This window comes from Isoptericola sp. S6320L, assembly GCF_023015685.1.
Classification (GTDB): Bacteria; Actinomycetota; Actinomycetes; order Actinomycetales; family Cellulomonadaceae; genus Isoptericola; species Isoptericola halotolerans_A.
Map to the genome: position 1 here is coordinate 1 of NZ_JALKAT010000015.1, position 23,243 is coordinate 23,243.

Consider the following 23,243-nt stretch of genomic DNA (forward strand, 5'->3'; position numbering starts at 1 on the left):
CTGCGTCCCATCCGCCCGGCGCGAGGCATCAGCCCTCGAGCTCCTCCTCGGCCGCGAGCGCCTGCTCGAGCGCCGTCTGGAGCCGCTCCTGCGCCTCGCCGTACGCGGTCCAGTCGCCGCTCTGCAGCGCCTCCTGGCTGTCCGTGAGCGCCTGGTTGGCGTCCGCCAGCGCGGCGTTCAGGCGAGCCTGCGCGTCGCCCGCCGGCGCGGCGGGCTCCTCCGTCGGCTCGGCCGGCTCGGTGGTCTCGGTCGGCTCCGGCTCGGCCGTGGGCTCCGCCGCAGGATCCGTGACCTCGTCCGTCGGGACGTCCGTCGGCACGTCGGTCTCGGCCTCGTCGGCGTCACCGGCCTGTGCACCGGAGTCACCGCCGAACACCTGGTCAAGGGCTTCGTCCAGCGTCTCGGCGTAGCCCGTCTGGTCACCGAACGCCACCAGCACTCGCCGCAGCAGCGGGAACTGCGTCCCCTCCGCCGACTGGATGTAGACCGGCTGCACGTACAGCAGGCCGCCACCCACGGGCAGCGTCAGCTGGTTGCCGCGCACCACCTCGGAGTCGCCGCGGCCCAGGATGTTGAGCTGCTCGGAGATCGTCGGGTTGGAGTTGAAGTTGTTCTGCACCTGACCTGGCCCCGGGACCGTCGAGTCCCGTGGCAGCTCGAGGAGCCTCAGCGTGCCGTACCCCTCGGCGACCTCGCCCGCCGTCGACCCCGCGTCGGCGTCGGCGGCCAGGTAGCCCGTGAGGATCTCCCGGTCGGTGATCCCGCCGGGGATGAAGGTGCTCGTCAGGGAGAACGACGACTCCTCCTGCTCCGGCATCTTCAGCGTCAGGTAGTACGGGGGCTGCTTCGACGCCGCCGCCTCGGACGACGCGACCGGGTCGTCCGGGGTCACCCACTCGTCCGAGCCGGAGAACAGCTGGACCGCGTCGGTGACGTGGTAGCGCTCGAGGAGGGTGCGCTGGACCTTGAAGAAGTCCTCCGGGTAGCGCACGTGCGACATCAGGTCGCCCGAGATCTCCTCCATCGGCCGCAGCGAGTCCGGGAACACCTGGCTCCACGCCTTGAGCAGCGGGTCCTCGGCGTCCCAGGCGTAGAGCGTGACCGTGCCGTCGTACGCGTCGACCGTCGCCTTGACCGAGTTGCGGATGTAGTTGACCTCGGGAGGCAGGTCCACGGGAACGCCCTGGGCGGCCAGGGTGAGGGAGTCCGTGGTCGCCTCCTGCATCGGCGCGGACGTCGAGTAGGGGTAGGCGTCCGTGGTCGTGTAGGCGTCCACGATCCACTTCACGCGACCGTCGACGACCGCCGGGTAGACCTTGTTGTCCAGGGTGAGCCACGGCGCGACCTTGGCCACGCGCTCCTGCGGGTCGCGGTCGTAGAGGATCTGCGACTCCTCGGTGACACGGTCGGAGAAGAAGATCTGCTCGTCGCCGAACTTCAGGGCGTAGAGCAGCTTCTCCAGGAACGTCCCGATCTCCGGGCCGGCCGAGGTCTCGTCGGTCGGGAACTCGTAGAGCACCTGGCGGCCGCCCTCGTCGTCCGCCTGGTAGTCCAGCTCCCAGCCGTCGGTGTTCTCCGGGGCCCCCACGATGGAGTACTCCGGCGCCTCCGGGCTGAAGTAGATCCGCGGCTCGTAGCCGTCCGAGAACATCTCGGTCAGCGCGCCCTCGGTGGGGATCCCGCCCTCGAAGAAGGCGGGCTGGCCGTCCGGGCCGGGCTGGTTGCCGTAGGCCGCGACCACGCCGAAGCCGTGCGTGTACACCGTGTGGTCGTTGATCCAGTTGCGGTCGGCGAGCCCGTCCAGGTTCAGCTCGCGCACCGCGATCACGGTGTCGCGGGACTCGCCGTCGATGTCGTACCGGTCCACGGACAGGTTCTCCGTGAAGTTGTAGAACTGCTTGTTCTGCTGGAGCTGGCGGAACGACGGGCTGACGACCTGCGGGTCCAGCAGGCGCACCGACGCCGTCGTCTCGGCGTCGTCCCGGAGCTGGCCCTCGGCCGCCTCCGTGGTCGCGTCGTACTGCTCGGACTGGACGTCGTCGATCGCGAACGCGTCGAGCGTGGCGTCGATGTTGCGCTGGATGTAGGGGGCCTCGAGGGACTGGGCGTTCGGGTCCACCTGGAAGCGCTGGACGATCGACGGGTAGATGCCGCCGATCGCGATCGCCGAGACGACCATCAGGCCGACACCGATCGCGGGCAGGCGCCACGTGTCGCGGAACGCCGCCACCACGAAGAGGGCGGCGACCAGCACGGCCACGCCCATCAGGATCTCCTTGGAGGGGATCACGGCGTGCACGTCGGTGTACGAGGCGCCGTCGTAGCGCTCGTTGGAGTTGGTCAGGATGCTGTAGCGGTCGAGCCAGTAGTTCGCGCCGATGAGCAGCATCAGCACGGCGCCGAGCACCGCCAGGTGGATGCGGGCCGCCGTCGTGGTCCGGGGCGTCCCGGCCGGCAGCGAACCGATCCGCAGGCCGCCGTAGAGGTAGTGGGTCACCACCGCGGCGATGGCCGAGATGACCACGACCGCCATGAGGAAGCTGACGGCGAAGCGCACCACCGGGAGCGTGAAGACGTAGAACCCGATGTCGATGCCGAACTCGGGGTCGGTCTCACCGAAGGACTGGCCGTTCAGGGCGAGCATCACGGTGCGCCACTGCGACGACGCCGCGACGCCCGCGAAGAAGCCGATCACCACCGGCGCGGCGTACGTGACGAGCTTGCGCAGCGGCTCCACGGCCTCGCGGTACTGGTCGAGCGTGGCCTGCTCCGGTGTCGACGGCGCGTAGACCGGTCGCGACCGGTAGCCGATCGTGAACGAGCTGTAGACGGCCGCGCCCATGAGCAGGAAGGCGACCAGGAACAGCACGACCCGGGCGATCCACTGCGTCCACACCACGTTGGCGTAGCCGACCTGCGTGAACCACAGGACCTCGGTCCAGAAGGTCGCCAGGAAGATGAGGGCGGCGACGAGGACCGCCAGGATCACGACCGTGATCAGCAGCGGGCTCCGACGCCTCGCTGCTGGCGGTCCGTCCGGTCGTCGGGGTGGGGCGAAGGACACGGTGCGGGCACCTCATTCGTGCTCGGGACGGGACACGTGCAGGCACGCAGGGACGTCAGGACAACGTTCGAACGTCTGCCCAGGTTCCCACGATTCCGACACACGGGGGCACCCGAGCCCTCACGAACCGGTCACGATCCCGCGTCAGGAGCAGCGCGGCAGGTCCTGCCCCTCGCCGGCGCCGATCGCCTCCATCGCCGCCCGCGCCTCGGCGAGCGTGCTGACCGACACCACCTCGAGACCCTCGGGCTCCTGGCCGACCACCTCGGGACAGTTGTCCGCCGGGGCGAGGAACCACTCGGCGCCGTCGCGCTGCGCGCCGTACATCTTCTGGCCGATGCCGCCGATGGGGCCCACCCGCCCGTCGACGTCCATGGTGCCCGTCCCGGCGACGACCGCCCCGGCCAGCTCGTCCTCCGGCGTCATGAGGTCCACGATGCCCAGGGCGAACATGGTGCCCGCGCTCGGCCCGCCGATGTCCTCGATCTGGATCGTGACGTCCACCGGGAAGTCGTAGACCGGGTCGATGAGCACGCCGAGGAGCGCACGGCCGTCGCCCTCCCCCGTCGTGACCGTCAGGTCGACCGGCTCGCCCGCCCGCTCCACGCCGAGGACGACGTCGTCGCCCGGGGTGACGTCGTCGAGCACGGCGAGCAGCTCCGGATAGCTCTCCAGGGGCTCACCGTCCATCGACACGATGACGTCGTCGGGCTCGACCACGCCCTCCGCGCCCGTGCCCTCCGCGGCGGCCACGACCGTCATGGTGGTCGGCACCTCGTACCCGAGCTCCGTGAGGGCGGCCACGGTCGCGGACTCCTGCGAGCTGATCATCTGGGCCTGGCCCTGCTCCTGCTGCTCCTCGGGCGTGACCGGCTCGGGGAAGATGAGCTCCACCGGCTGCACCGAGCGCTCGACCGACGACCAGCCCCACAGGACGTCGCCCATCAGCACGTCGCCACCGGGCCCGCCGTACACCGAGACCGTGGTGAGGCGCAGCTCGCCCGAGGCCGGGTAAGTCTCGGCACCGGAGATCTCGATCAACGGCATCTCCGTCGCGCTCTGCCCGGCGCCCTGCTCCTGCACGCCCAGGGTGTCCTCCGTCGGCCCCGGGGTGCGGACCGCGTAGGGCGTCGGCAGCACGAGGAGCACCGCGGCGACGACGGCGGTCACCAGCAACGACACGACCAGCGTCACCGAGCGGCGGGACGTCGGGCGGTGCCGGATCCGGGGGTCGTGGCCGTCCGCGTCGTCCGTGCCCGCCACGGCGCGGTCCTCGGGCAGCGGGTGCGCCTGGGCGTGCCCGTACAGCTCGGCCGGATGATGGCTGCGATCGAAGCTCACCGGCCCATCATCGCCGATCCACGGGCGACCGGTGCGCCGTGAGCGAACGACGGAACTCGGCACCGCGCGTCGTCGTCGGTCATGGATACCGTGAGCGTGCGGTGGATGCCGCACCGGAAGGAGCCGAGGACTGCGATGAGCGACCTGCCCGACGACCCCGACGAGCGCGAGCGCGCGCTGCGTGACGCCCTGCACGGCATCTTCGGCGAGCGGACCGACGAGGTGCTCGGCCAGATGCGCTCCCAGGGCCTCGACCCGGCCGCGCTGATGGGCGGGGTCGCCCCCGACCCCGCCACCATGCAGCACCTCATGGACCAGCTCCAGCGCCTGTTCACCTCCGGCGAGGGACCGGTGAACACCCAGGTGGCGCACGACCTGGCCCGCCAGGTCGCGGTGGCCGAGGGAGACCCGTCGCTGACCGGTGCCCAGGCCCGGTCGGCGCAGGAGGCCCTCAGCGTGGCGGAGCTGTGGCTCGACGCCGCGACCGACCTTCCGCCGTCGGGCGGGCCGGCCCGCGCCTGGAGCCGCAGCGAGTGGGTCGAGGCGACGCTGCCGGCGTGGCAGCAGCTCGTCGCACCCGTGGCGGCCTCGGCGGCCGACGCCCTCGCCACCGTGCTCGGTGACCAGGTCGGCGACGGCGACATGTCCGGCCTCGAGCTGCCCGGGATGCCGGTGTTCCCCGGCGGGAGCCTGGGCGACCTGGACCCGGCGACCATGATGCGCAGCCTCGGGTCGGCGGTCTACGGCATGCAGGTCGGCCAGGCCGCGGGCACCCTGTCCCGCGAGGTCTTCGGCGCGACGGACGTGGGCGTGCCGCTGCTCACCGAGCCTGCCACCGTGCTGGTCCCGACGAACGTGCGTGCCTTCGCCGACGGCCTCGACTCGCCGTTCGACGAGGTCCAGCTGTACATGGCGGTGCGCGAGGCCGCCCACGCCCGGCTGTTCGTGCACGTGCCGTGGCTGCGGGCACACCTGCACGCTCTCGTCGAGCAGTACGCCCGTGGCATCACGATCGACCTCGACGCCCTCGAGGCGCAGGTCCGCGACATCGACATGGCCGACCCGGAGTCGCTGCGCGGCGCCCTGTCGGGGGACGTCTTCGGCCTGCACAACACCGCCGAGCAGCAGGCGACGCTGCTGCGCCTGGAGACGGCCCTGGCGCTCGTCGAGGGCTGGGTCTCCGAGGTCGCCGCCACCGCGTCCCTGCCGCACCTGCCGCACTCGGTGCCGCTGCGCGAGATGATCCGCCGGCGCCGGGCCGCCGGAGGCCCCGCCGAGCAGACGTTCAAGTCGCTCGTGGGCCTCGAGCTGCGGCCCCGCCGCTCGCGCGACGCCGCGGCGCTGTTCGCCCACCTGCTCGCGACCGGCGGCCCGGAGGCGCGCGACGCGGTCTGGGACCACCCGGACCTGCTGCCCGGCACCGAGGACCTGGACGACCCGCCGGGCTACGCCGCGCGCCGGGCCGCCCAGGCGGACGAGCAGGCGGACGTGGACGCCGCGCTCGCCCAGATCTTCTCGGAGTCGACCGAGAGCGAAGAGCCCGGGGACGCCTCGCCGGGCGAGGAGCCCGGGACGGACGAGGGTGCGCCCGGCGACGGGAGGTAGCCGGGTCCGTCAGGTGGCGGACGAGCCGGAGTCGGCGTCGTCGTCCCGCGAGCCGTCGGTGGTGAACGCCACGCCCTCGAGGAACCCGCGCGCCCGGTCGGTGCGCGGGTAGGCCTCGAGCAGCCGCCAGAAGTCAGGCCCGTGGCCGGCGTGCAGCAGGTGCGCGAGCTCGTGCAGCAGCACGTAGTCGATGACCCACTCGGGCATGCCCTGCAAGCGGGTGGAGAGCCGGATCGAGCCGTCCACCAGCGTGCACGAGCCCCAGCGACGCTCCTGGTTGGTGACCCACCGCACGCTGGTCGCGTGCGCGCGGCCGTCGAGGTACTTCTCGGAGAGCTCGCGCGCCCGGTCGACGAGCTCCTCGTCCGACGGGCGGCGGCGACGTTCCTTGTCCTCGAGGCGCGCCACCATCTTCTCGACCCACTCGCGCTCCTGGGCACGCGAGAAGCGCGCGGGGATGGCCACGACGGTGCGGTCACCGTCGCGGTACGCGCTGACCGTCGCGGTCCGACGACGGCTCCGCCGGACCTCGACGGTCGGCATGGTGTCGTGGGCCACACCATGACCATACCGGGATTGCGTCAAGGGCATGTGTCGGGACACTCCGACGGCCCAGTTCGCAGGCCTTTCCACAGCCCTGTGGACGGCGTCGGCGCGGCCAGGTGCGGACGTGTCATCGTGCCGCCATGGCGTCCTCGAGCACGTCCCCCGAACCGGCTGCTCTCCGGCTGCGCCCCGGCGCGCCGGTGCTCGGCCGCGGCCCGGGCGAGGTCCAGCTCGGTACCGACAGCCGCTGGTCGCTGGTGCTGTCCGGCCTCGCCGACGCCGAGACGCGCTGGCTCACGGCGTCGGCCACGACGCAGCACGCCTCCCTCGAACGCACCGCGGCGCGGCACCGCGTCGAAGACGAGCGCCGTCGCGAGATCGGGACGCTCCTCGCCGACTGCGGGTTCCTCGTGCCGTCGCCGCGACGCACGCCCGACGTGCTCGCCACGGCCGGGGGCGCCGCGGACGCCCCGGTCCTCGGCGCCCTGCTGCCCGACGGCGGAGGCATGGTCACGCTCGCCCGGCGAGCCGTGCGGAGGGTGGGTGTGAGCGGGCTGGGCCGGATCGGCGCGATGCTCGCCGCCCATCTGGCCACCGCAGGCGTCGGCACGCTCGTGCTCGACGACGACTCGCCCGTCCAGGTCACCGATCTCGGGACCGGCACCTACCGCCAGACCGATGTCGGCCACCGGCGCGCTGCACGGCTCGAGGCGGCGTTGGGGGCCAGGTACCCGCGCACGGCGTGGGCCCGGACCTGGCACGCGGACGCCCTGCCCGACGTCGTCGTGGCGGTGTGCGACCGCGTCGTCCGACCGGAGACGTTCACGCTCCTCATGAGCGCCGGCATCCCCCACCTGCCGGTCGTCGTCGGGGAGGCCGACGTCACGCTCGGCCCCTTCGTCCTGCCGGGGAGCACCGCGTGCACGGCCTGCTGGCACCGGCACGCCACCGACGCCGACGAGCGCTGGCCGGAGCTCGTCGACCAGCTCGCGGAGCTCCCCGCGGCCCCCGGCCAAGAGACGGTGCTGTCCGTCACGGCGGCCGCCCTCGCGGCAGGTCAGGTGCTGGCCCACCTCGACGGCACCCGGCCGGCGGCCGCCGGCGCCGTGCTGGAGGTGACGCTGCCCGAGGCGGTCGCACGCACGCGGCCGGTCGAGGCGCACCCGGCCTGCCCCTGCACCGTCCCGCCGAGGTAGCACGATGCCCCACGAGGTAGCACCTCGTGGGGCATCGATCGATGGTCAGGCCGCGGCCTGGTCGGTCTTGCGGGGACGGCCACGACCCCGCTTGCGGGCGACGACGACGCCGTCGACGAAGACCTCGCCGCCCCAGACGCCCCAGGGCTCCGAGCGCTCGAGAGCACCGGCCAGGCAGCCGGACTGCAGCGGGCAGGCACGGCAGAGCGCCTTGGCACGCTCCACCTGGTCGGTGTGCTCGGCGAACCAGAGCTCGGGGTCGTTGGTGCGGCAGGGCAGGAGGGCCGCGAACTGTCGCTCGAGCTCGGCCGCCTCCTCGGGGGTCTGTGCCACCGGTTGGTGGGGGGTCCAGCGACTGGTGCCACCGGCGGGGGCAGCGTCGAGCAGCCGCTCGTCCAACAGCTGTGCGAGACGCACGATGTTCCTCCGTCAGGTCCTGGGTGTGGTGTGAACGTCGGTGTTCAGGACCTGCGGACGGCCCTCTGGTGTCAGAGGGACGGATCGTCCGGCCGATGAGGGCCGATTCCCGGTGGGGAAAAGACGAAGGCCGCGGGTCCTGGTGGACTCCGCGGCCTGGACCGGTCAGTGGACCGGATGTCTCCAGGGTGCGGAGTCGGGTGCGAGATCGACGAGGGCTGCCCCAGCGCCGGGACGCGTGCGAACGCGGAAGGCCGGCACGAGCGTGGTCGGGACAGAGTTCTTCCCCGTCGCGATCCCGGTGCCGCCTGTCAGCTGCGTGGTGATGATGTTCATCGTCGTGCCCACCTCCTTCGTCATCTCGGGCCTCTGCCTCTCGGCAGGTGCCGCTCCAACTCGGTCATGACGAGCATAGACGGCTCGGCCGCGCTCGCCACATCTTTTTCCCAACTTTTTTCGGAGAACTTCCTCCGGGGCTCTCAGTCCCTCTCCGCAGCGCTCTCGACGAGGGTGATGAGGGTCGGTCCGTACCGGTCGATCTTGGCCGGACCGATGCCGTTGATCCGCGCCAGCTGGGCCGTCGAGGTGGGGCGCAGCTCGGCGATGGCAGCGAGCGTCGCGTCACCGAGCACCGTGTAGGCGGGCTTGTCGGTCTCCCGCGCCACCGACAGGCGCCACTCGCGCAGCGCGTCGAAGAGCTCGACGTTCGCGTGCCCGGTCAGCTGGGCCCGCGCCTGGCCGCGCTGCGCGCGTCCCGTGCCGGTGCGCCCGCGCCCCCTGCCGTCGTCGGGCCAGATGCCGTCGAGGAACCGGGTGCGCTTGCGCGTCGCGCGACCGCCGGGGTTGCGCGAGCGCGCGTAGGAGATGTCGAGGTGCTCGCGCGCCCGCGTGATGCCGACGTAGAGCAGGCGGCGCTCCTCGGCGACGCCCTCGTCCGTCTCGGCGAGAGAGATCGGCATGAGCCCCTCGTTCATGCCGGCGAGGAAGACGGCGTCCCACTCGAGCCCCTTCGCCGCGTGCAGGGACGCGAGGGTCACGCCGTCGACCGTCGGCGCGTGCTGGGCGGACGCCCGCTCGGCGAGCTCGTCGACCAGACCCTGCAGGGTGGCAGGAGCGTCCTCGGAGGCAGCGGCCGCCAGGTCGTCGGCGAGGCCCACCAGGGCCTGCATCGCCTCCCAGCGCTCACGGGTCGCACCCCGGGCCGCCGGCGGCTTCTCCGCCCACCCCGCCGAGAGCAGCACGTCGCGGACCTGCTCGGGCATCGGCTGGTCCGGGTCGGAGGACCTGGCGGCGCCCCGCAGCAGCACGACGGCGTCCCGCACGTCCCGGCGCTGGAAGAACCGGGCGCCGCCGCGGACCTGGTAGCTCACGCCGGCGTCCGACAGGGCGGACTCGAACGCCGCCGACTGGGCGTTGGTGCGGTACAGCACCGCGATCTCGCTGGGCCGCACCCCGTCGGCGACGAGCCGCGCCGCCCGCGCGGCGATGCCCGCGGCCTCGGCCTCGTCGTCGTCGTAGGTCGTGAAGGACACCGGCGGGCCGGCCGGACGCTGCGCCACCAGCTCGAGCGCACCGGTGACGCGGCCACGCCGCAGGACGTCGTTGGCGAGGTGCACCACCTGCGGCGTCGAGCGGTAGTCCCGGACGAGCCGCACGACCTGGGCGTCGCGGTACGTGCGCGTGAAGTCCAGCAGGTAGTGCGGGGTCGCCCCGGTGAAGGAGTAGATGGTCTGCGAGGGGTCGCCCACGACGCAGAGCTCCTTGCGCCCGCCGAGCCACTGGTCGAGGAGGAAGTGCTGCAACGGCGAGACGTCCTGGAACTCGTCCACCACGAAGTGCCGGTACTGCGAGCGCACCTGGTCGCCGATGTGCGGGTGCGAGCCGAGCATGTCGGCCAGCATGAGGAGCACGTCCTCGAAGTCGATGACGCCGCGCTCGGTCTTGACGTCCTCGTAGGCGGCGACGAGCCGCGCCACCGTCTGGTGGTCGAACCCCGACGGCGCCGGCCGGTCGTCCGCGGCGGCCGCCTTGACGTAGTCCTCCGCCGTCACGAGGGAGACCTTGGCCCACTCGACCTCGCTCGAGAGGTCGCGCACGGCCACCCGGTCGACGCTGGCACCGATGCGGCGTGCCGCCTCGGCCACCGCGGGCGCCTTGTGCTCGAGGATCTGCGGCGGCGCGCCGCCGACCACGCGCGGCCAGAAGTAGCCGAGCTGCCGCAGCGCCGCCGCGTGGAAGGTGCGCGCCTGCACCCCGGCGACGCCGAGCTCGCGCAGCCGGGTGCGCATCTCGCCCGCGGCCCGCGCGGTGAACGTGACGGCGAGGACCGACGTCGGGGGGTACGCGCCCGTCCGCACGCCGTACGCGATGCGGTGCGTGATGGCCCGGGTCTTGCCGGTCCCTGCGCCCGCGAGCACGCACACGGGACCGGCCAGGGCCAGCGCGACCTCGCGCTGCTCGGGGTCCAGCGCGTCGAGGATCGCGTCGGGATGAAGCGGGGCGCCCGGGGAGTTGGTCAGTACTGGCATCGTCTGCGATTGTCGCAGGCGTCCCCGACACGCACGCAGCACCATCCACAGGAGGCTCGCATGACCGCCCGTCCCGCCCTGCCGGACCTCGGCACCGTCACCATGTACTCGACCGCCTGGTGCGGCTACTGCCGCCGGCTCCGCACCCAGCTGGACTCCGCGGGCATCGGCTACACGGTGATCGACATCGAGGAGCAGCCGGAGACGGCGGAGTACGTCGAGCAGGTCAACGGTGGCAACCGGACGGTGCCGACGGTCGTCTTCCCGGACGGCTCGGCGGCGACCAACCCCTCCCTGGCGGACGTCAAGGCGGCCCTGGACCGCTGAGCGCCGGCCGGGTTACCAGGAGCCCGGCAGCCCTTCCCCGTACCACTCCTCGATGAGCGCACGGGCGATCGAGTGCCGTCCCGGCAGGCTGACCTCGCCGGCGGACGCCGCGGCGGCCAGCTCCGCCCGGGTGAACCACCGCGCCTCCGTGACCTCCTCGTCGTCGGTCTGGACGGCCGTCCCCACGGCGCGCGCCCGGAAGCCGAGCATCAGGGAGGCAGGGAACGGCCACGCCTGGCTGGCGCGGTAGACGACGTCGCCGGGTGCGGTGCCGACCACCACCCCCGTCTCCTCCGCCACCTCGCGGCGCACCGTGTCCTCGAGGCCCTCGCCGGCCTCCACGAATCCCGCGAGCGTCGAGAAGCGCCCCTCGGGCCACGTCGCCGCGTGCCCCAGCAGCAGCCGGTCCGCGTCGTCGACGACGGCCATGATGACGGCCGGGTCGGTACGCGGGTACGTCTCGCGCGCGTCGACCGGGCAGTGGCGCGCCCAGCCTGCCTGGACGACGGCGGTCGGCTCGCCGCAGCGCCCGCAGCGGCGGTGCGTCGCGTGCCAGCCCGCGAGCGCGACCGCCTCCACCGCCAGCCCGTGGACCAGCCGGGCAGCGAGGTCGCCGGCCGCGAGCGCGTCGACCTGCCCCTGGGCGACGTCGCGCAGACCCGCCCAGCCCTGCGCACCGGCCGGCGGCGGCGGGTCGTCGGTCTCCGGCAGGACGAGCGCGAGGTGCGCCGCGCCGTCGGACTCCCCCAGGAACAACCACAGTCCGTCGGGCAACCCGGCGGCCGGGAGCAGCGCGGCACGCGGAGCCTCGTGCCCGACGACGGCGAGCCGCCCGCGATGGACCACCAGCACACCGGTGGTCGGGTCGTCCCGCAGTGCCGCCACCAGGTCCGGCTCGGCGCGGCGGTGCGCGGCGCGGTCGTGGGCGGCACGGGAGAAGGGCAGGTCGAGAGGGTGCACGGCACGACGCTACGTCACCTCTTCTCCGGCGGCGCCGGTCCGTCGAGTGCGGGCGGGCCGCCGGACACGCCCGGCGACGCAGCGCGGCAGGGGCCCGCGGCCGCACTACGGTGGGCACGTGCCCCGCAGCCAGCTCGCCCTCGCCGCGTTGTCGACGGCCGCCGTCCCCGGCCTCGACGCCCGGACCGTGCGGCGCGAGGACGTGCCCGGTGACTACGACGTCGCGGTCGTCACGACGGGTTCCGGCGAGGAGTGGATGGTGCGGGCGCCGACCACCGCGCTGGCCGGTGCCGCTCTCGAGGCCGAGATCGAGCTGCTGGAGTCGCTCCACCTCTACGTCGACGCCGGTGTGCTGCCGTTCACCGTCCCGCGGCTCGCCGGCTCGGCCCTGCTGCCCGAGGGTGGGCGTGCCGTCGTCCACGAACGGCTGGGCGGTGCACCCCTGGACATCTCGGCGCTGCGGCCCGGGCCCGGTCTGGCGGCCGACCTCGGGCGGACCCTCGCGGCGGTCCACGAGCTGCCCGCCGCCGTCGTCGAGGCGTGCGGCCTGCCGTCCTACACCTCCGCCGAGTACCGCGAGCGCCGGCTCGTGGAGCTCGACGAGGCCGCCGCGACCCGGCGCGTCCCCCGCGACCTGCTGCGCCGCTGGGAGACGGCGCTGGAGGACGTGAGCCTGTGGCGGTTCCAGCCCGTGGTGGTACACGGCGACCTCGCCCCGGACCAGGTGCTCGTCTCGGGCAACCGGGTGACCAGCATCAGCGGCTGGTCCGACGCCCGCGTCGCGGACCCCGCGGACGACCTCGCCTGGCTGCTCGCCGCCGCCCCGCCGGAGTGCGTGGACGCGATCATGGAGGCCTACCAGCTCCGGCGGACCGAGCTCACCGACCCGCGCCTCGTGGACCGCGCGCTGCTGGTGAGCGAGCTGGCGCTCGCGCGATGGCTCATGCACGGCGTCCGCCGTCGGCTCCCCGACGTCGTCGCCGACGCCGAGTCGATGCTGGCTGACCTGGACGAGGCGACCCGCGAGGACACCCCGGCCTGAACCGCAGCCTCAGGCGTGAGTGCACCGTCTGGGTCAGGGCGCGCCGCGGCCTATGCGCCCCTGACGAGCGCCTCCAGCCCCGCCTCGTCGAGCAGCTCGGCGGGCCGCACCGTCGTCCCGGAGGCCACGTACACGAACGCAGCGCTCACCTTCTCCACGGGCAGGCCCGTCCAGCGGGCCCAGGCGAGCCGGTACGCGGCGAGCTGCACCTCGCGCTGGGCGCGGTCGTCCGGGTCGCGCGGCTCGCGGCCCGTCTTCCAGTCGACGACGACGACGGCGGGCGGCTCGCCGGGTGCGGGCGGCGGCACGTCGGGATCGACGAAGACGGCATCCATGCGAGACCGCACCATCACGCCACCGATGGGCGTCTCGACGTCCTGCTCGATCGCCACCGGCGTCAGGCCCGCCCACGGGGTCTGCTCGAACCGGGAGCGCAGGTCCGACAGCGCCAGGTCGGTCGCGACGTCGAGCTCGTCCGCACCCGGCAGGTCCTCGACGTCCATGAGCGACGCCGACGAGTAGAACTGCTCGACCCAGGCGTGGAACAGGGTGCCGCGACGCGCGTGCACGGTCGGTTCGCTCGGGACCGGACGGCGTAGCTGCCGGGCGAACGCCTCGCGGTCCCGAGCGAGCCGGACCAGCCCGGACGCCGAGACGTGCGCGGGCATCTCGACCGTCGGCTCGTCGCGCTCACCGCGCTCGGCCAGCAGGATCGCGGCCAGCTCGACGAGGTCGTGCTCGGCGCCGTCGAGCAGGACGCCGTCGCGCGGGACCGTGCCCGCACGGACCGCCTCGTGCACCCGGGCAGCGGTCTCGCGCAGGATGTCACGCGGGCTCGGCGCGGCACCCGCGGCGCCACTCTCGGCGCTCGCCGGGTCCGGTTGCTGTGCGGGCCAGACGTCCGTCCGGTCGTGGTCGTCGCGCGGGTTGGAGGTCTCGGCGTCGGGTGCCGGCACCCAGCCGGCGGCGTCGACGAGCCCGGCCTCCGCGAGCTCCGTGAGGAACGGAGAGACGCGTCGCGGCCGGGAGCCCGTGCCCCACCAGTGCGCGGTGCAGAGGAGCTCGCGGCGCGCACGCGTGAACGCCACGTAGGCCAGGCGGCGCTCCTCCGCGAGCTGGTGCGCTCCGCAGTCGAGCCGGAACTCGTCGCGTCGGGCGACCAGGTCCTTGGTGTCGGTGGCGGCGTCGAACCGGAAGACCGGCAGGTCGTGGGCGTCCCCGCGCAGGTGGTACGGCAGCTCGCCGAGGCCGGTGAGCCAGCCGCTGCTCGTGCGGCCCTTCGACGTCTCCGCCTGCGTGGGGAAGACCCCGTCGACCAGTCCTGGCACGGCGACCACGTCCCACTCCAGGCCCTTGGCGGCGTGCGCCGTGATGACCTGGACCGCGTCGGGGTCGGGCTCGCGGACGGGCATGTCGAGCCCGCGCTCCTGGTCGTCGGCGACGCCCAGCCAGGCGAGGAACGCGCCGAGCGTCGCGACGTCGGCGGACTGGGCGAAGCTCGCGGCGACGTCACGGAAGGCGTCGAGGTGCTCGCGCCCCCGACGGCTGATCCCCTCGGCAGCGGGCGCCCCGCCCGGTCCGGTGGCGACGGCGCCGGCCAGGATCTCGGCGGTCGTCACCTCGACGTCCAGGCCCAGCGCACGCTCGGCGGCGACCACCAGCTCAGGCAGCGAGAGGTACGTCAGCGACCGCAGCTCGCGGAGCAGCCGGGCGAGCGCCGTCAGCCGGGTGCGCCCGTCGGGGGTGAGGACCCGGCCGTCCCGGGCGGGACGGCCCGGCTGGGGCAGGTCGTCGAGCGCGTCGACGATCGACCGGTGGTCGACGACGTCGCCCTCGACCACCGGCGCCTGCTCCTCGTCGAGGTCCGGCTCGTCCGCGGGGGCTGCGGTGTCGGCGGCAGACCGAGGGCGGGGTGCGTCGCGCCGTGCGAGGTCGGCCGCCCACGAGCCGAGGGCGTGGAGGTCGGCGGCACCGAGGTTGACCCGCGGGCCGGTGAGCAGCCTCAGCAGCGAGTCGCCGCGGGAGGGGTCGTGCACCGCCTCGAGCAGCGCGACGACGTCCACCACCTCGGGCGTCGTGAGGAGCCCGCCGAGGCCGACGACCTCCACCGGCAGCCCGCGCCGGCGCAGCGCCGTCTCCAGGGCGGCGAACTGGGAGCGGGCGCGGCACAGCACCGCGGCGGTGACCCGGTCCGCGGCGTCGGGCCGGGTGGCACGCCGCCACCGGGCGGCCACGAAGTCGGCGACGGACTCCGCCTCCTCCTCCAGCGTGGTGGCCACGTGCGCCGTCACCGACCCGCTCCCCGCGCCCGGGCGCAGGTCGAGCGGCGGCACCTGGACCGCCGTCGTCGCGCCCGCCACCTCGCGCAGCGGTGCCGAGGCGATGTTGGCCGCGGTCAGCACCGCGGCGTCGTTGCGCCAGGACGTGCTGAGGTAGCGCACGGCCGCGGCCGCACCGTCGGCGTGGCGGAACCGCTCGGGGAACCGGGACAGCCCCGACGCCGAGGCACCGCGCCAGCCGTAGATCGACTGGTGCGGGTCCCCGACGGCGGTCACGGCGTGGCCCGCGCTGAACAGCCCGGCCAGCAGCTCGACCTGGGCGAACGACGTGTCCTGGTACTCGTCGAGCAGCACCACGCGGTACCGGGCGCGTTCCGCGGCACCTACGGCGGGGACGGTGCGGGCCAGCTCGGCGGCGAGCGACACCTGGTCGCCGAAGTCGAGGGAGTCGCTGTGCCGCTTGCGGCGCCGGTACTCGGCGACGAGCCCGAGCAGCCGCGACCGTTCGGCCACCGAGCCGACGAGCTGGTCGACGTCCTTGGTGCGGGCGCGCTGCTTCGGTCCGAGCGGCAGCTCGTCGAGGCGTTCGACGACGTCGTCCAGCGCGGCACGGGCCGCGTCGACGTCCAGCAGGTGCTCGCCGAGGGCTCCGGACAGGGAGAGCACCGCACCGACGACGGTGCTCACGGCCTTGTCGGTGCCGAGGTCGCCGTCCCACGACTCCACGACCTCTGCCGCGAGCTGCCACTGGTTGGCCTCGCCCAGCAGCCGGGAACCGGGTTCGACGCCGAGGCGCAGCCCGTGGTCCGCGACCAGCGAGGCGGCGTACGCGTTGTAGGTCGCCACGGTGGGGCGGGACAGCAGGTCCAGGTCGCCCGCCGACCGGCCCTGGGCGCGCGCGAGCTGCCCGAGCCTCGACTGCACGCGCGAGGAGAGCTCCCCGGCGGCCTTGCGGGTGAACGTCAGCCCGAGGACCTCCTCGGGCTCCACCAGCTGGTTGGCGATGAGCCAGACGACGCGTGCCGCCATCGTCTCCGTCTTGCCCGACCCGGCGCCGGCGACGACGAGCACCGGCTCGAGCGGAGCCTCGATGACCGCGACCTGCTCGTCCGTGGGGGCCGGCCGGCCGAGCAGGTCCGCGATGTCGCGCGCCGAGAGCCGTGGCCGCGCCGCGCCCGCGACGGCGTCACCCGCCGTGCCACGGTCGGTGCCCGGCTCGTCGAGCGGCTCGTCGAGCTCCGGGAACCCGAGCCGGAGGCTGCGCGCCTCGTTCCCGAGCGCCGCCCAGTCGACGCCGCCGAGCAGGTCCGCGCCGTGCTCGACGTCGCCCTGGTCCCCGGTGCCGCGCGCCGGTTCCGGCGCCTGCGGGGTGGTCACGAGATCACGCTCCGTCCTTCAGCCTGCACGGGGCAGCTGCGCCGCACGGGGCACATGCCGCACAGGTCGTTCTCCCGCGCGACGAAGGCCGAGGCCGCCATCGTGTCCGCGGCCTGCTCGACGAGCGACCGTGCCCAGCTCGAACCGTCCGCTCCGGGCTCCAGGGCGCCCTGTCCGCGCACCGACGGACCCTTGGTCGGGGTGCCGACGAACACGAGTCGTGCGCCGGCGCTGCGCGTGCCCTCCGGCAGGTCGAGCGCTCCGCCCTCCACCGCGAGCTGGTAGGCGCCGAGCTGCGGGTTCTCCGCCGCCTTGTCCTTCGACGGCGCGGTGCGGCCGGTCTTGAGGTCCGCGACGGTCACCGCGTCCTCGCCGTCGGCCTCGACCCGGTCGATCTTGCCGCGCAGCCGGGCCCGGCCGAGCGTCAGGTCGAAGGCCGGCTCCACGAGCACCGGCTCCCCGGCGTCCTGGTAGTAGTCGGCCAGGCGGGCGACCATCTCCTCGGCGCGACGGCGCAGCTGACGGCTGGGCCAGCCCTCCGGCAGGGCGAGCTCCGGCCACCGGCGGTCGAGCTCGGCCCGCAGCACGCTCAGCGAGCCCTCCGGGTGCTCCTCCGCGATGCTGTGCACGAGCGTGCCGAGCGTCTGGTGGGTGGCGTCGGGCGCCGTCCCGCCGGCCGACTCGAAGGCCCACCGCAGCGCACAGGTCGTGACCGTGTCGACCTTGGACGGCGAGACGACGACCTCGTCCTGCGGCCCCCACAGCGGCGCCTCGCTGGAGGTTTCCGCCACGCCGTACCAGGTGCGGGGGTCGGCCTCCGGCACGCCGGCCTCGGCGAGCCGCGCCAGCAGCGCGGCGGCGGTCCCGGAGCGCGCGTCCGTCCCGCCGTCGGCCGCTCGATCGTCCGAGCGCGGCGGCGCGCCGACCGACGCTCCTCGCGGGCCGGCGAGGCGCGCCGTCGCGGACCGCACCAGCTCCGCGCGCGCGGCGGCCACGACGCCACGGAGGTCGAGCGGAGGCCCGACCGGGACCCGTCGCGGGTCAGGCCCCTCCGCGGCGTCGTCGTCGCGGGGCGAGACGAGGTCGCAGAAGACCGACGGGCTGTCCTCGACGTCCTCGACGGCCGTGACGAGCAGCCGGCGGCTCGGCCGGGACACGGCGACGGCGAACGCCCGCAGCTCGTCCGCGAGCACCTGGGCCCGGGCCTCCTTGCCGACGCCGTGCGCGTCCTGCGCGCGGCCTGCGAGCAGCTCGACCAGGGCCTGCGACCCGAGCAGCGAGTCGCGCAGCCGCAGGTCGGGCCAGACGCCGTCCTGGACGCCGGCCACCACCACCACCTCCCACTCGCGCCCGGCGGCGCCGGCCGGCGTGAGCGCCTCGACGGCGCGAGCGCCGCTGGCCGCGGCGGCGAGGGAGTCGGCGGGGAGGTCCTGCGAGGCGAGGTAGTCCACGAAGGCCGCCACCGACGCGCCCGGCATGCGCTCGACGTACGTCTCGGCCGCGCGGAAGAGCGCGAGCACGGCGTCGAGGTCGCGGTCCGCCCGCACGCCTGCCGGCCCGCCGGCCAGCGCCAGGTCACGCCACCGTTCGGCCAGGCCGGTCGCTGCCCAGACGGACCACAGCACCGTCTGCGCCGTCGCGCCGGCGACGTCTGCCGCCTCGCGACCCGCGGCCAGCACCCGCGCGACCGCGACCGGACCGCGGCGGACGGTGGACGGCAGCGTCGCCGCCCGTGCCGGATCGGCCAGGACCTCGACGAGCAGCGCGTCCGAGGACCGCCCACCGCCGCCGGACAGCTCCTCGGCGCGCAGGGCACGGCGCAACCGGCGCAGGGACACCGCGTCGAGACCACCGATCGGCGACGTGAGCAGCAGCGCCGCGGTCTCGGCGTCCAGGCCCGGCATCGGTTCCGCCGCCGGGCGGTCGCCGTCCGGCAGCTCGGCCAGCATCCGGTCGAGCCCGCTCGGGGCTGCGCAGACCCGCAGGGCCGCGAGCAGGGGGACGACGGCGGGCTCGTCGCGCAGCGGCACGTCCGAGCCGAGGAGGGCCACCGGCACCGAGGCGGCGACGAGGTCACGGCGCAGCGCGGCGAGCCGGTCGCCGCTGCGTGCGAGCACCGCCATGCGTTCCCAGGGCGTGCCGTGCAGCAGGTGCTCGGCTCGCAGCTCACGGGCGATGTAGGCCGCCTCCTGGGCGGTGCCCGCGAGGACGGCGACCTCGGCCCGGGCCCCACGGGCCTCGACGGCGGACGGGTCGCCGTCCGGCCGGGGTGCTGCGCCGCGGTGCAACGCTCCCGACACCGTGGCGACGCGCGACGTGATCGCCCGCGTGACCTCGCGCAGCCGCTCCGGCTGGCGCCAGGCCGTCTGCAGCACGACGGTGCGGGCGTCGAACGCGCCGGTCTCGCCGGGGCGGGCGGCGGCGCGGCCGACCAGCGCCGGGGCCGCACCACGGAATCCCTGCACCGCCGCGTCGGGGTCGGCGAGGAGCACCAGCCCCGCCCCGGCGTCGTGCATCGCCCCGAGCAGCCGCGCCGTCGCGACCGTCGACTCCTGGTGGTCGTCCACGACCACCAGGTCCCACGTCGGTGCGGCAGCGCCGGGCACGTCCCACGTGGCCAGCGCGTGGGCGGCTTCGTCGACCACGACGGCCGGGTCGTAGCGTGCCCCCGCGTCGGGCGTGCCCAGCCGCAGCGCGGTGACGTCCAGGTACTCCTCGTAGAGGCGAGCGGCCAGGCGCCACTCGGGGCGCTCGTGGCGGCGGCCGAGCTCGTCCAGGTCGACGGGGGCCAGGCCACGCTCGGCGGCGCGCATCAGCAGGTCACGCAGCTCCTGGCGCAGCCCGCGCAGACCGAGCGACTCCTCGCGCAACCCGTCCGGCAGCGGCAGCGGCGTCCCCTCACCGGCCAGGTGACCCGCCAGGAGCTCCGCGAGCACGAGGTCCTGCTCGGGGCCGGAGACCAGCGTGGGCGGCGGCTCGCCGAGGGCAGCCGCGCGCGTGCGCAGCACCGAGAACGCCGCCGAGGCGGCCGTGCGCACCATCGGTGCGCCGATCGTCCGCCCGGCACCGGCGGCGACCTCGTCACGGAGCCGAGCGGCCGACCGGCGCGTGGCAGCGAGGACGAGGACGCGCGACGGGTCGGCGCCGGACGCGATCGCCCGCACGGCGACCTCCCGGGCCACCGTCGTCTTGCCGGACCCCGGAGCACCCACCACCAGCGTCGCCGGTCCGCGGAGCGCCGTCGCCACCGCCGTCTCCTGCGACTCGTCCAGCACGACGGCGGCCCCGGCGGTCTGCGCAGGGGCCGGCGGCACGAGGCGGACGGTCGCGGTGGCTGTCACGGGTGCGATTCGACCACGAGCCACCGACATGCTCCGTCACCTGTGCGTTCACCCTGCGCGGACGATGCCACCCGGAGCCGCGGCCGTGCATAGGATCGTGGCAGCCCGTCCATCCGGTGCCGCAGGCCGCGGCGCCACGCGCGAAGGAGTCAACGTGGAGATCACGATCGGTGTGCAGAACCTGAGCCGCGAGCTGGTCGTCGAGACCGACCAGAGCGCCGAGGACGTCGCCAAGGCGGTCCGCAAGGCACTCGACGGGGCTCCCGCGCTCGAGCTCAAGGACGCCAAGGGCCGGCTGATCATCGTGCCGTCGGCCACCATCGGATACGTCGAGATCGGCAGCGGCGAGCAGCGCCCGGTCGGCTTCGGGAGCCTCTGAGGCGTCGAGCCCCGACCGGCGCAGCACGACGGCGGCCCGGCGGTCCCTGGTCCTGGCGGGCCGGCGACCGCCGGGCCGCCGTCGTCGCGCTACGCGGCGAGCCGCATGCGGTCCATCCGGCGCGTGTGCTCCCCCGTGAGCCGCGCGACCAGCCAGGACCGCACCGCGACCTCCGTGTCCGAGCTCGCGGTGTCCCGGCCTGCCGGCAGCTCCGCACCCAGCCGGGTGGCCGCCTCCGCGGCCAGCACGACCAGCTGCGGTCGCCGGCCGAGCAGCGCGGTCACGACGCCGAGCGCCTCGCCGACGACGCGCCGGCCCCACAGCGCGAGCCGCGAGGCGAGCACCTCGTCGGCCGCCGCCATGCGGGCCAGCAGCCAGATCGCCTCGGCGTCCGCCCCGGCGTCGGCCCCCGCCTCCGGACCCGGCGCGGGCCGCTCGAGGACCTTGCGCACCGCCCGGCCGCTCGAACCGTCGAGGCCGCCCGCCAGGATGCGGCAGAAGTCCTGCGCGACGCCGTGGCCGACGACCCCCTTGAGGAGACCCTCGGCCCAGTCGTCCGTGTCCGTCCGCGCGTCGAAGTCGGCGAGCGCGTCCTCGAAGGGCGCCATGACGGTGGCGCCCACCACGCCGGGCACGACGCCGTCGTCGGCGCTCACGAGCGCGAACAGCGCGCGCTGCCGTGCGAGCGCCCGGTCGGCGCCGTCGGCCAGCGCCTGCCGGGTCGCGAGGTCCGGCGCGTCCACGGAGCGCGCCGCCAGCAGGCCGAACTCCGCGAGCTCGGTGTAGGCGGCGAGCCCCACGAGCTCGACGACCGGTGCGGGGACGGTGGGGTCGACGCCGGCGGCGGTGCGGGGGCTCATCACCGAACCAGGATAGGCGGCGACGTGACCGACGCCTCCCGCCGGTCGGTGTGCGTTCCGATACGATGGTGTGGTACTTCGGTTGCCCGGTCGTCTCGATGCTGACCCGCCGCGCTCACCGCGCGATGTACTTCCGCGATCGGCTGCCGACCACCTCGGCGCAGCGTGCGACCCGCGGCAGGCCCTCTGGGCAGCCCTCGCGGTCCGTCGCGCCGACGACAAGCGAAGGCATCACGTGACCACCACAGACATCACCCCGGACGGCGCCGCAGGGGCCCCGGCCGGCGACCAGCCGCCCGCCAACGTCGACTACTCGTCGGCCTCGGCCATCCAGGCCCAGGACGTCAGCTTCGCCGACTTCGGCGTGCGCGAGGAGATCGTCCGCGCGCTCAGCGACTCCGGCATCACGCACCCGTTCCCCATCCAGGCCATGACCCTCCCGGTCGCGCTCCAGGGCCACGACATCATCGGCCAGGCCAAGACCGGCACGGGCAAGACCCTCGGGTTCGGCGTGCCGCTGCTGCACCGCGTGGTCGCGCCGGGCGAGCCCGGGTTCGACGCGCTCCCCGCGCCGGGCAAGCCGCAGGCCCTCGTCGTCGCGCCGACCCGCGAGCTCGCCTCGCAGGTGGCCCGCGACCTGGAGACCGCGTCGAAGCACCGCAACGTGCGGATCGTGCAGATCTACGGCGGCCGCGCGTACGAGCCGCAGATCGAGACCCTGAACACCGGCGTCGAGGTCGTGGTGGGCACGCCCGGCCGCATGGTCGACCTGCTCAACCAGGGACACCTCAACCTCACCCGCGCCGCGACCGTGGTGCTCGACGAGGCGGACGAGATGCTCGACCTCGGGTTCCTGCCCGACGTCGAGAAGATCCTGTCCCGCACGCCCGCCGTGCGCCACACCATGCTCTTCTCCGCGACCATGCCCGGTCCCGTCGTCTCCATGGCCCGTCGCTACATGTCCCAGCCGACGCACATCCGTGCGGCCGACCCGGACGACGAGGGCGCGACGGTCAAGAACACGCGCCAGGTGGTCTACCGCGCGCACGCCCTGGACAAGGTCGAGGTGCTGGCCCGCATCCTCCAGGCGGAGGGTCGCGGCCGCACCATCGTGTTCGCCCGCACCAAGCGCACCGCGGCCAAGGTGTCCGACGAGCTGCGCACCCGCGGGTTCGCCGCCGGCGCGATCCACGGCGACCTCGGCCAGGGCGCCCGTGAGCAGGCCCTGCGGGCGCTGCGGCACGGCAACATCGACGTGCTCGTCGCGACCGACGTCGCGGCCCGCGGCATCGACGTCACGGACGTGACGCACGTGGTCAACTACCAGTGCCCCGAGGACGAGCGCACGTACCTGCACCGCATCGGTCGCACCGGGCGCGCGGGCAACAAGGGCACCGCGATCACCTTCGTCGACTGGGACGACGTCCCGCGGTGGCAGATGATCGACCGCACGCTGGACCTCGGCCACCCCGAGCCGGTGGAGACCTACTCGTCCTCGCCGCACCTGTTCAGCGACCTCGGCATCCCCGAGGGGACCAAGGGCCGGCTGCCGAAGGGCGCCCAGAAGCTCGGCGGACTCGACGCGGAGGAGCTCGAGGACCTCGGGGAGACCGGCAAGCGCACGGCGGGCGGGCGCGACGGCGGACGCGGCGGTCAGGGCCGCGGTGGCCAGGGCGGGCGCGACGGCGGACGCGGTGGTCAGGGCCGTGGATCGCAGGGACGTGGCGGCCGTTCCGGTGAGGCTCGCCGGTCGGAGGGCCAGCGCTCGGAGGGTCAGCGGTCCGACGGCGCGGCACGGCCGGACGACAAGCCTGCGGCCGGCGAGGGCTCCGGCGAGGGACAGCGCCGTCGTCGGCGGCGCCGCCGCACCAGCAACGGCTCCACGTCGGCTGACGGCGCGTAGTCTCCGCACCGGCGACGCGGCGTGCCACGCACCCGCCTGACGCCCAGGTGGCCGAAGGGCCCGGACCGACTGGTCCGG

Annotated in this window: 15 protein-coding genes; 6 read left to right on the forward strand and 9 right to left on the reverse strand. The window is 74.6% G+C overall.

Annotation, left to right across the window (positions count from 1 at the left end):
- Positions 1 to 28: 28 nt before the first annotated feature.
- Both MWU57_RS10130 and MWU57_RS10135 read right to left on the reverse strand, forming a co-directional pair.
- Positions 29 to 3,064 carry a UPF0182 family protein gene (locus MWU57_RS10130; protein WP_106266983.1) on the reverse strand — a complete coding sequence of 1,012 codons (3,036 nt, stop codon included), beginning with the start codon at positions 3,062 to 3,064 and terminating at the stop codon, positions 29 to 31.
- A gap of 144 nt (positions 3,065 to 3,208) precedes the next feature.
- The gene (locus tag MWU57_RS10135) at positions 3,209 to 4,405 is read right to left on the reverse strand and encodes a PDZ domain-containing protein (RefSeq protein WP_243400953.1); all 1,197 of its coding nucleotides are present in this window, start codon (positions 4,403 to 4,405) and stop codon (positions 3,209 to 3,211) included.
- Between the two features lie 135 nt (positions 4,406 to 4,540).
- On the opposite strand from MWU57_RS10135, the gene MWU57_RS10140 reads away from it, so the two are divergent.
- A complete protein-coding gene (locus MWU57_RS10140; protein ID WP_246909049.1) occupies positions 4,541 to 6,010 on the forward strand; it encodes a zinc-dependent metalloprotease in 1,470 nt (489 codons plus the stop codon).
- A 9-nt stretch (positions 6,011 to 6,019) separates the two neighbouring features.
- On the opposite strand, the gene MWU57_RS10145 is transcribed toward MWU57_RS10140, so the two are convergent.
- Positions 6,020 to 6,601 carry a M48 family metallopeptidase gene (locus MWU57_RS10145; RefSeq protein ID WP_246909050.1) on the reverse strand — a complete coding sequence of 194 codons (582 nt, stop codon included), beginning with the start codon at positions 6,599 to 6,601 and terminating at the stop codon, positions 6,020 to 6,022.
- Between the two features lie 95 nt (positions 6,602 to 6,696).
- Between MWU57_RS10145 and MWU57_RS10150 the strand changes: the two genes are divergently transcribed.
- Entirely contained in the window at positions 6,697 to 7,752 is a 1,056-nt protein-coding gene (locus MWU57_RS10150; protein WP_246909051.1) for a ThiF family adenylyltransferase, read from the forward strand.
- A 45-nt stretch (positions 7,753 to 7,797) separates the two neighbouring features.
- On the opposite strand, the gene MWU57_RS10155 is transcribed toward MWU57_RS10150, so the two are convergent.
- On the reverse strand, positions 7,798 to 8,169 hold the full coding sequence (locus MWU57_RS10155) for a WhiB family transcriptional regulator (RefSeq protein ID WP_106266990.1): 372 nt from the start codon (positions 8,167 to 8,169) through the stop codon (positions 7,798 to 7,800).
- A 479-nt stretch (positions 8,170 to 8,648) separates the two neighbouring features.
- Complete coding sequence (locus tag MWU57_RS10160) at positions 8,649 to 10,697, reverse strand: ATP-dependent DNA helicase UvrD2 (RefSeq protein WP_246909052.1); 2,049 nt, start codon at positions 10,695 to 10,697, stop codon at positions 8,649 to 8,651.
- A gap of 60 nt (positions 10,698 to 10,757) precedes the next feature.
- Here MWU57_RS10160 and MWU57_RS10165 point away from each other — a divergent pair, with 60 nt between their 5' ends.
- A complete protein-coding gene (locus MWU57_RS10165; RefSeq protein ID WP_106266994.1) occupies positions 10,758 to 11,024 on the forward strand; it encodes a mycoredoxin in 267 nt (88 codons plus the stop codon).
- Positions 11,025 to 11,036: 12 nt separating this feature from the next.
- On the opposite strand, the gene nudC is transcribed toward MWU57_RS10165, so the two are convergent.
- Positions 11,037 to 11,984: an NAD(+) diphosphatase gene (gene nudC, locus MWU57_RS10170; protein WP_246909053.1), complete on the reverse strand. Its 948-nt coding sequence runs from the start codon at positions 11,982 to 11,984 to the stop codon at positions 11,037 to 11,039.
- Between the two features lie 118 nt (positions 11,985 to 12,102).
- On the opposite strand from nudC, the gene MWU57_RS10175 reads away from it, so the two are divergent.
- Complete coding sequence (locus MWU57_RS10175) at positions 12,103 to 13,026, forward strand: phosphotransferase (protein ID WP_246909054.1); 924 nt, start codon at positions 12,103 to 12,105, stop codon at positions 13,024 to 13,026.
- A 50-nt stretch (positions 13,027 to 13,076) separates the two neighbouring features.
- Here MWU57_RS10175 and MWU57_RS10180 read toward each other — a convergent pair whose 3' ends face one another.
- Together MWU57_RS10180 and MWU57_RS10185 are read right to left on the reverse strand one after the other, a co-directional pair.
- Positions 13,077 to 16,682 (reverse strand): UvrD-helicase domain-containing protein, encoded by a 3,606-nt coding sequence (locus tag MWU57_RS10180; protein ID WP_374108546.1) that lies wholly within the window; start codon positions 16,680 to 16,682, stop codon positions 13,077 to 13,079.
- Complete coding sequence (locus MWU57_RS10185) at positions 16,679 to 20,023, reverse strand: ATP-dependent DNA helicase (protein WP_246909055.1); 3,345 nt, start codon at positions 20,021 to 20,023, stop codon at positions 16,679 to 16,681. Before MWU57_RS10185 ends, MWU57_RS10180 begins: the two co-directional genes overlap by 4 nt.
- 154 nt (positions 20,024 to 20,177) lie before the next feature.
- Between MWU57_RS10185 and MWU57_RS10190 the strand changes: the two genes are divergently transcribed.
- Positions 20,178 to 20,402: a DUF3107 domain-containing protein gene (locus MWU57_RS10190; protein WP_246909057.1), complete on the forward strand. Its 225-nt coding sequence runs from the start codon at positions 20,178 to 20,180 to the stop codon at positions 20,400 to 20,402.
- A gap of 89 nt (positions 20,403 to 20,491) precedes the next feature.
- On the opposite strand, the gene MWU57_RS10195 is transcribed toward MWU57_RS10190, so the two are convergent.
- Positions 20,492 to 21,262 (reverse strand): ferritin-like fold-containing protein, encoded by a 771-nt coding sequence (locus MWU57_RS10195; protein ID WP_106267002.1) that lies wholly within the window; start codon positions 21,260 to 21,262, stop codon positions 20,492 to 20,494.
- Between the two features lie 235 nt (positions 21,263 to 21,497).
- Between MWU57_RS10195 and MWU57_RS10200 the strand changes: the two genes are divergently transcribed.
- A complete protein-coding gene (locus MWU57_RS10200; protein ID WP_246909059.1) occupies positions 21,498 to 23,165 on the forward strand; it encodes a DEAD/DEAH box helicase in 1,668 nt (555 codons plus the stop codon).
- Positions 23,166 to 23,243 lie beyond the last annotated feature (78 nt).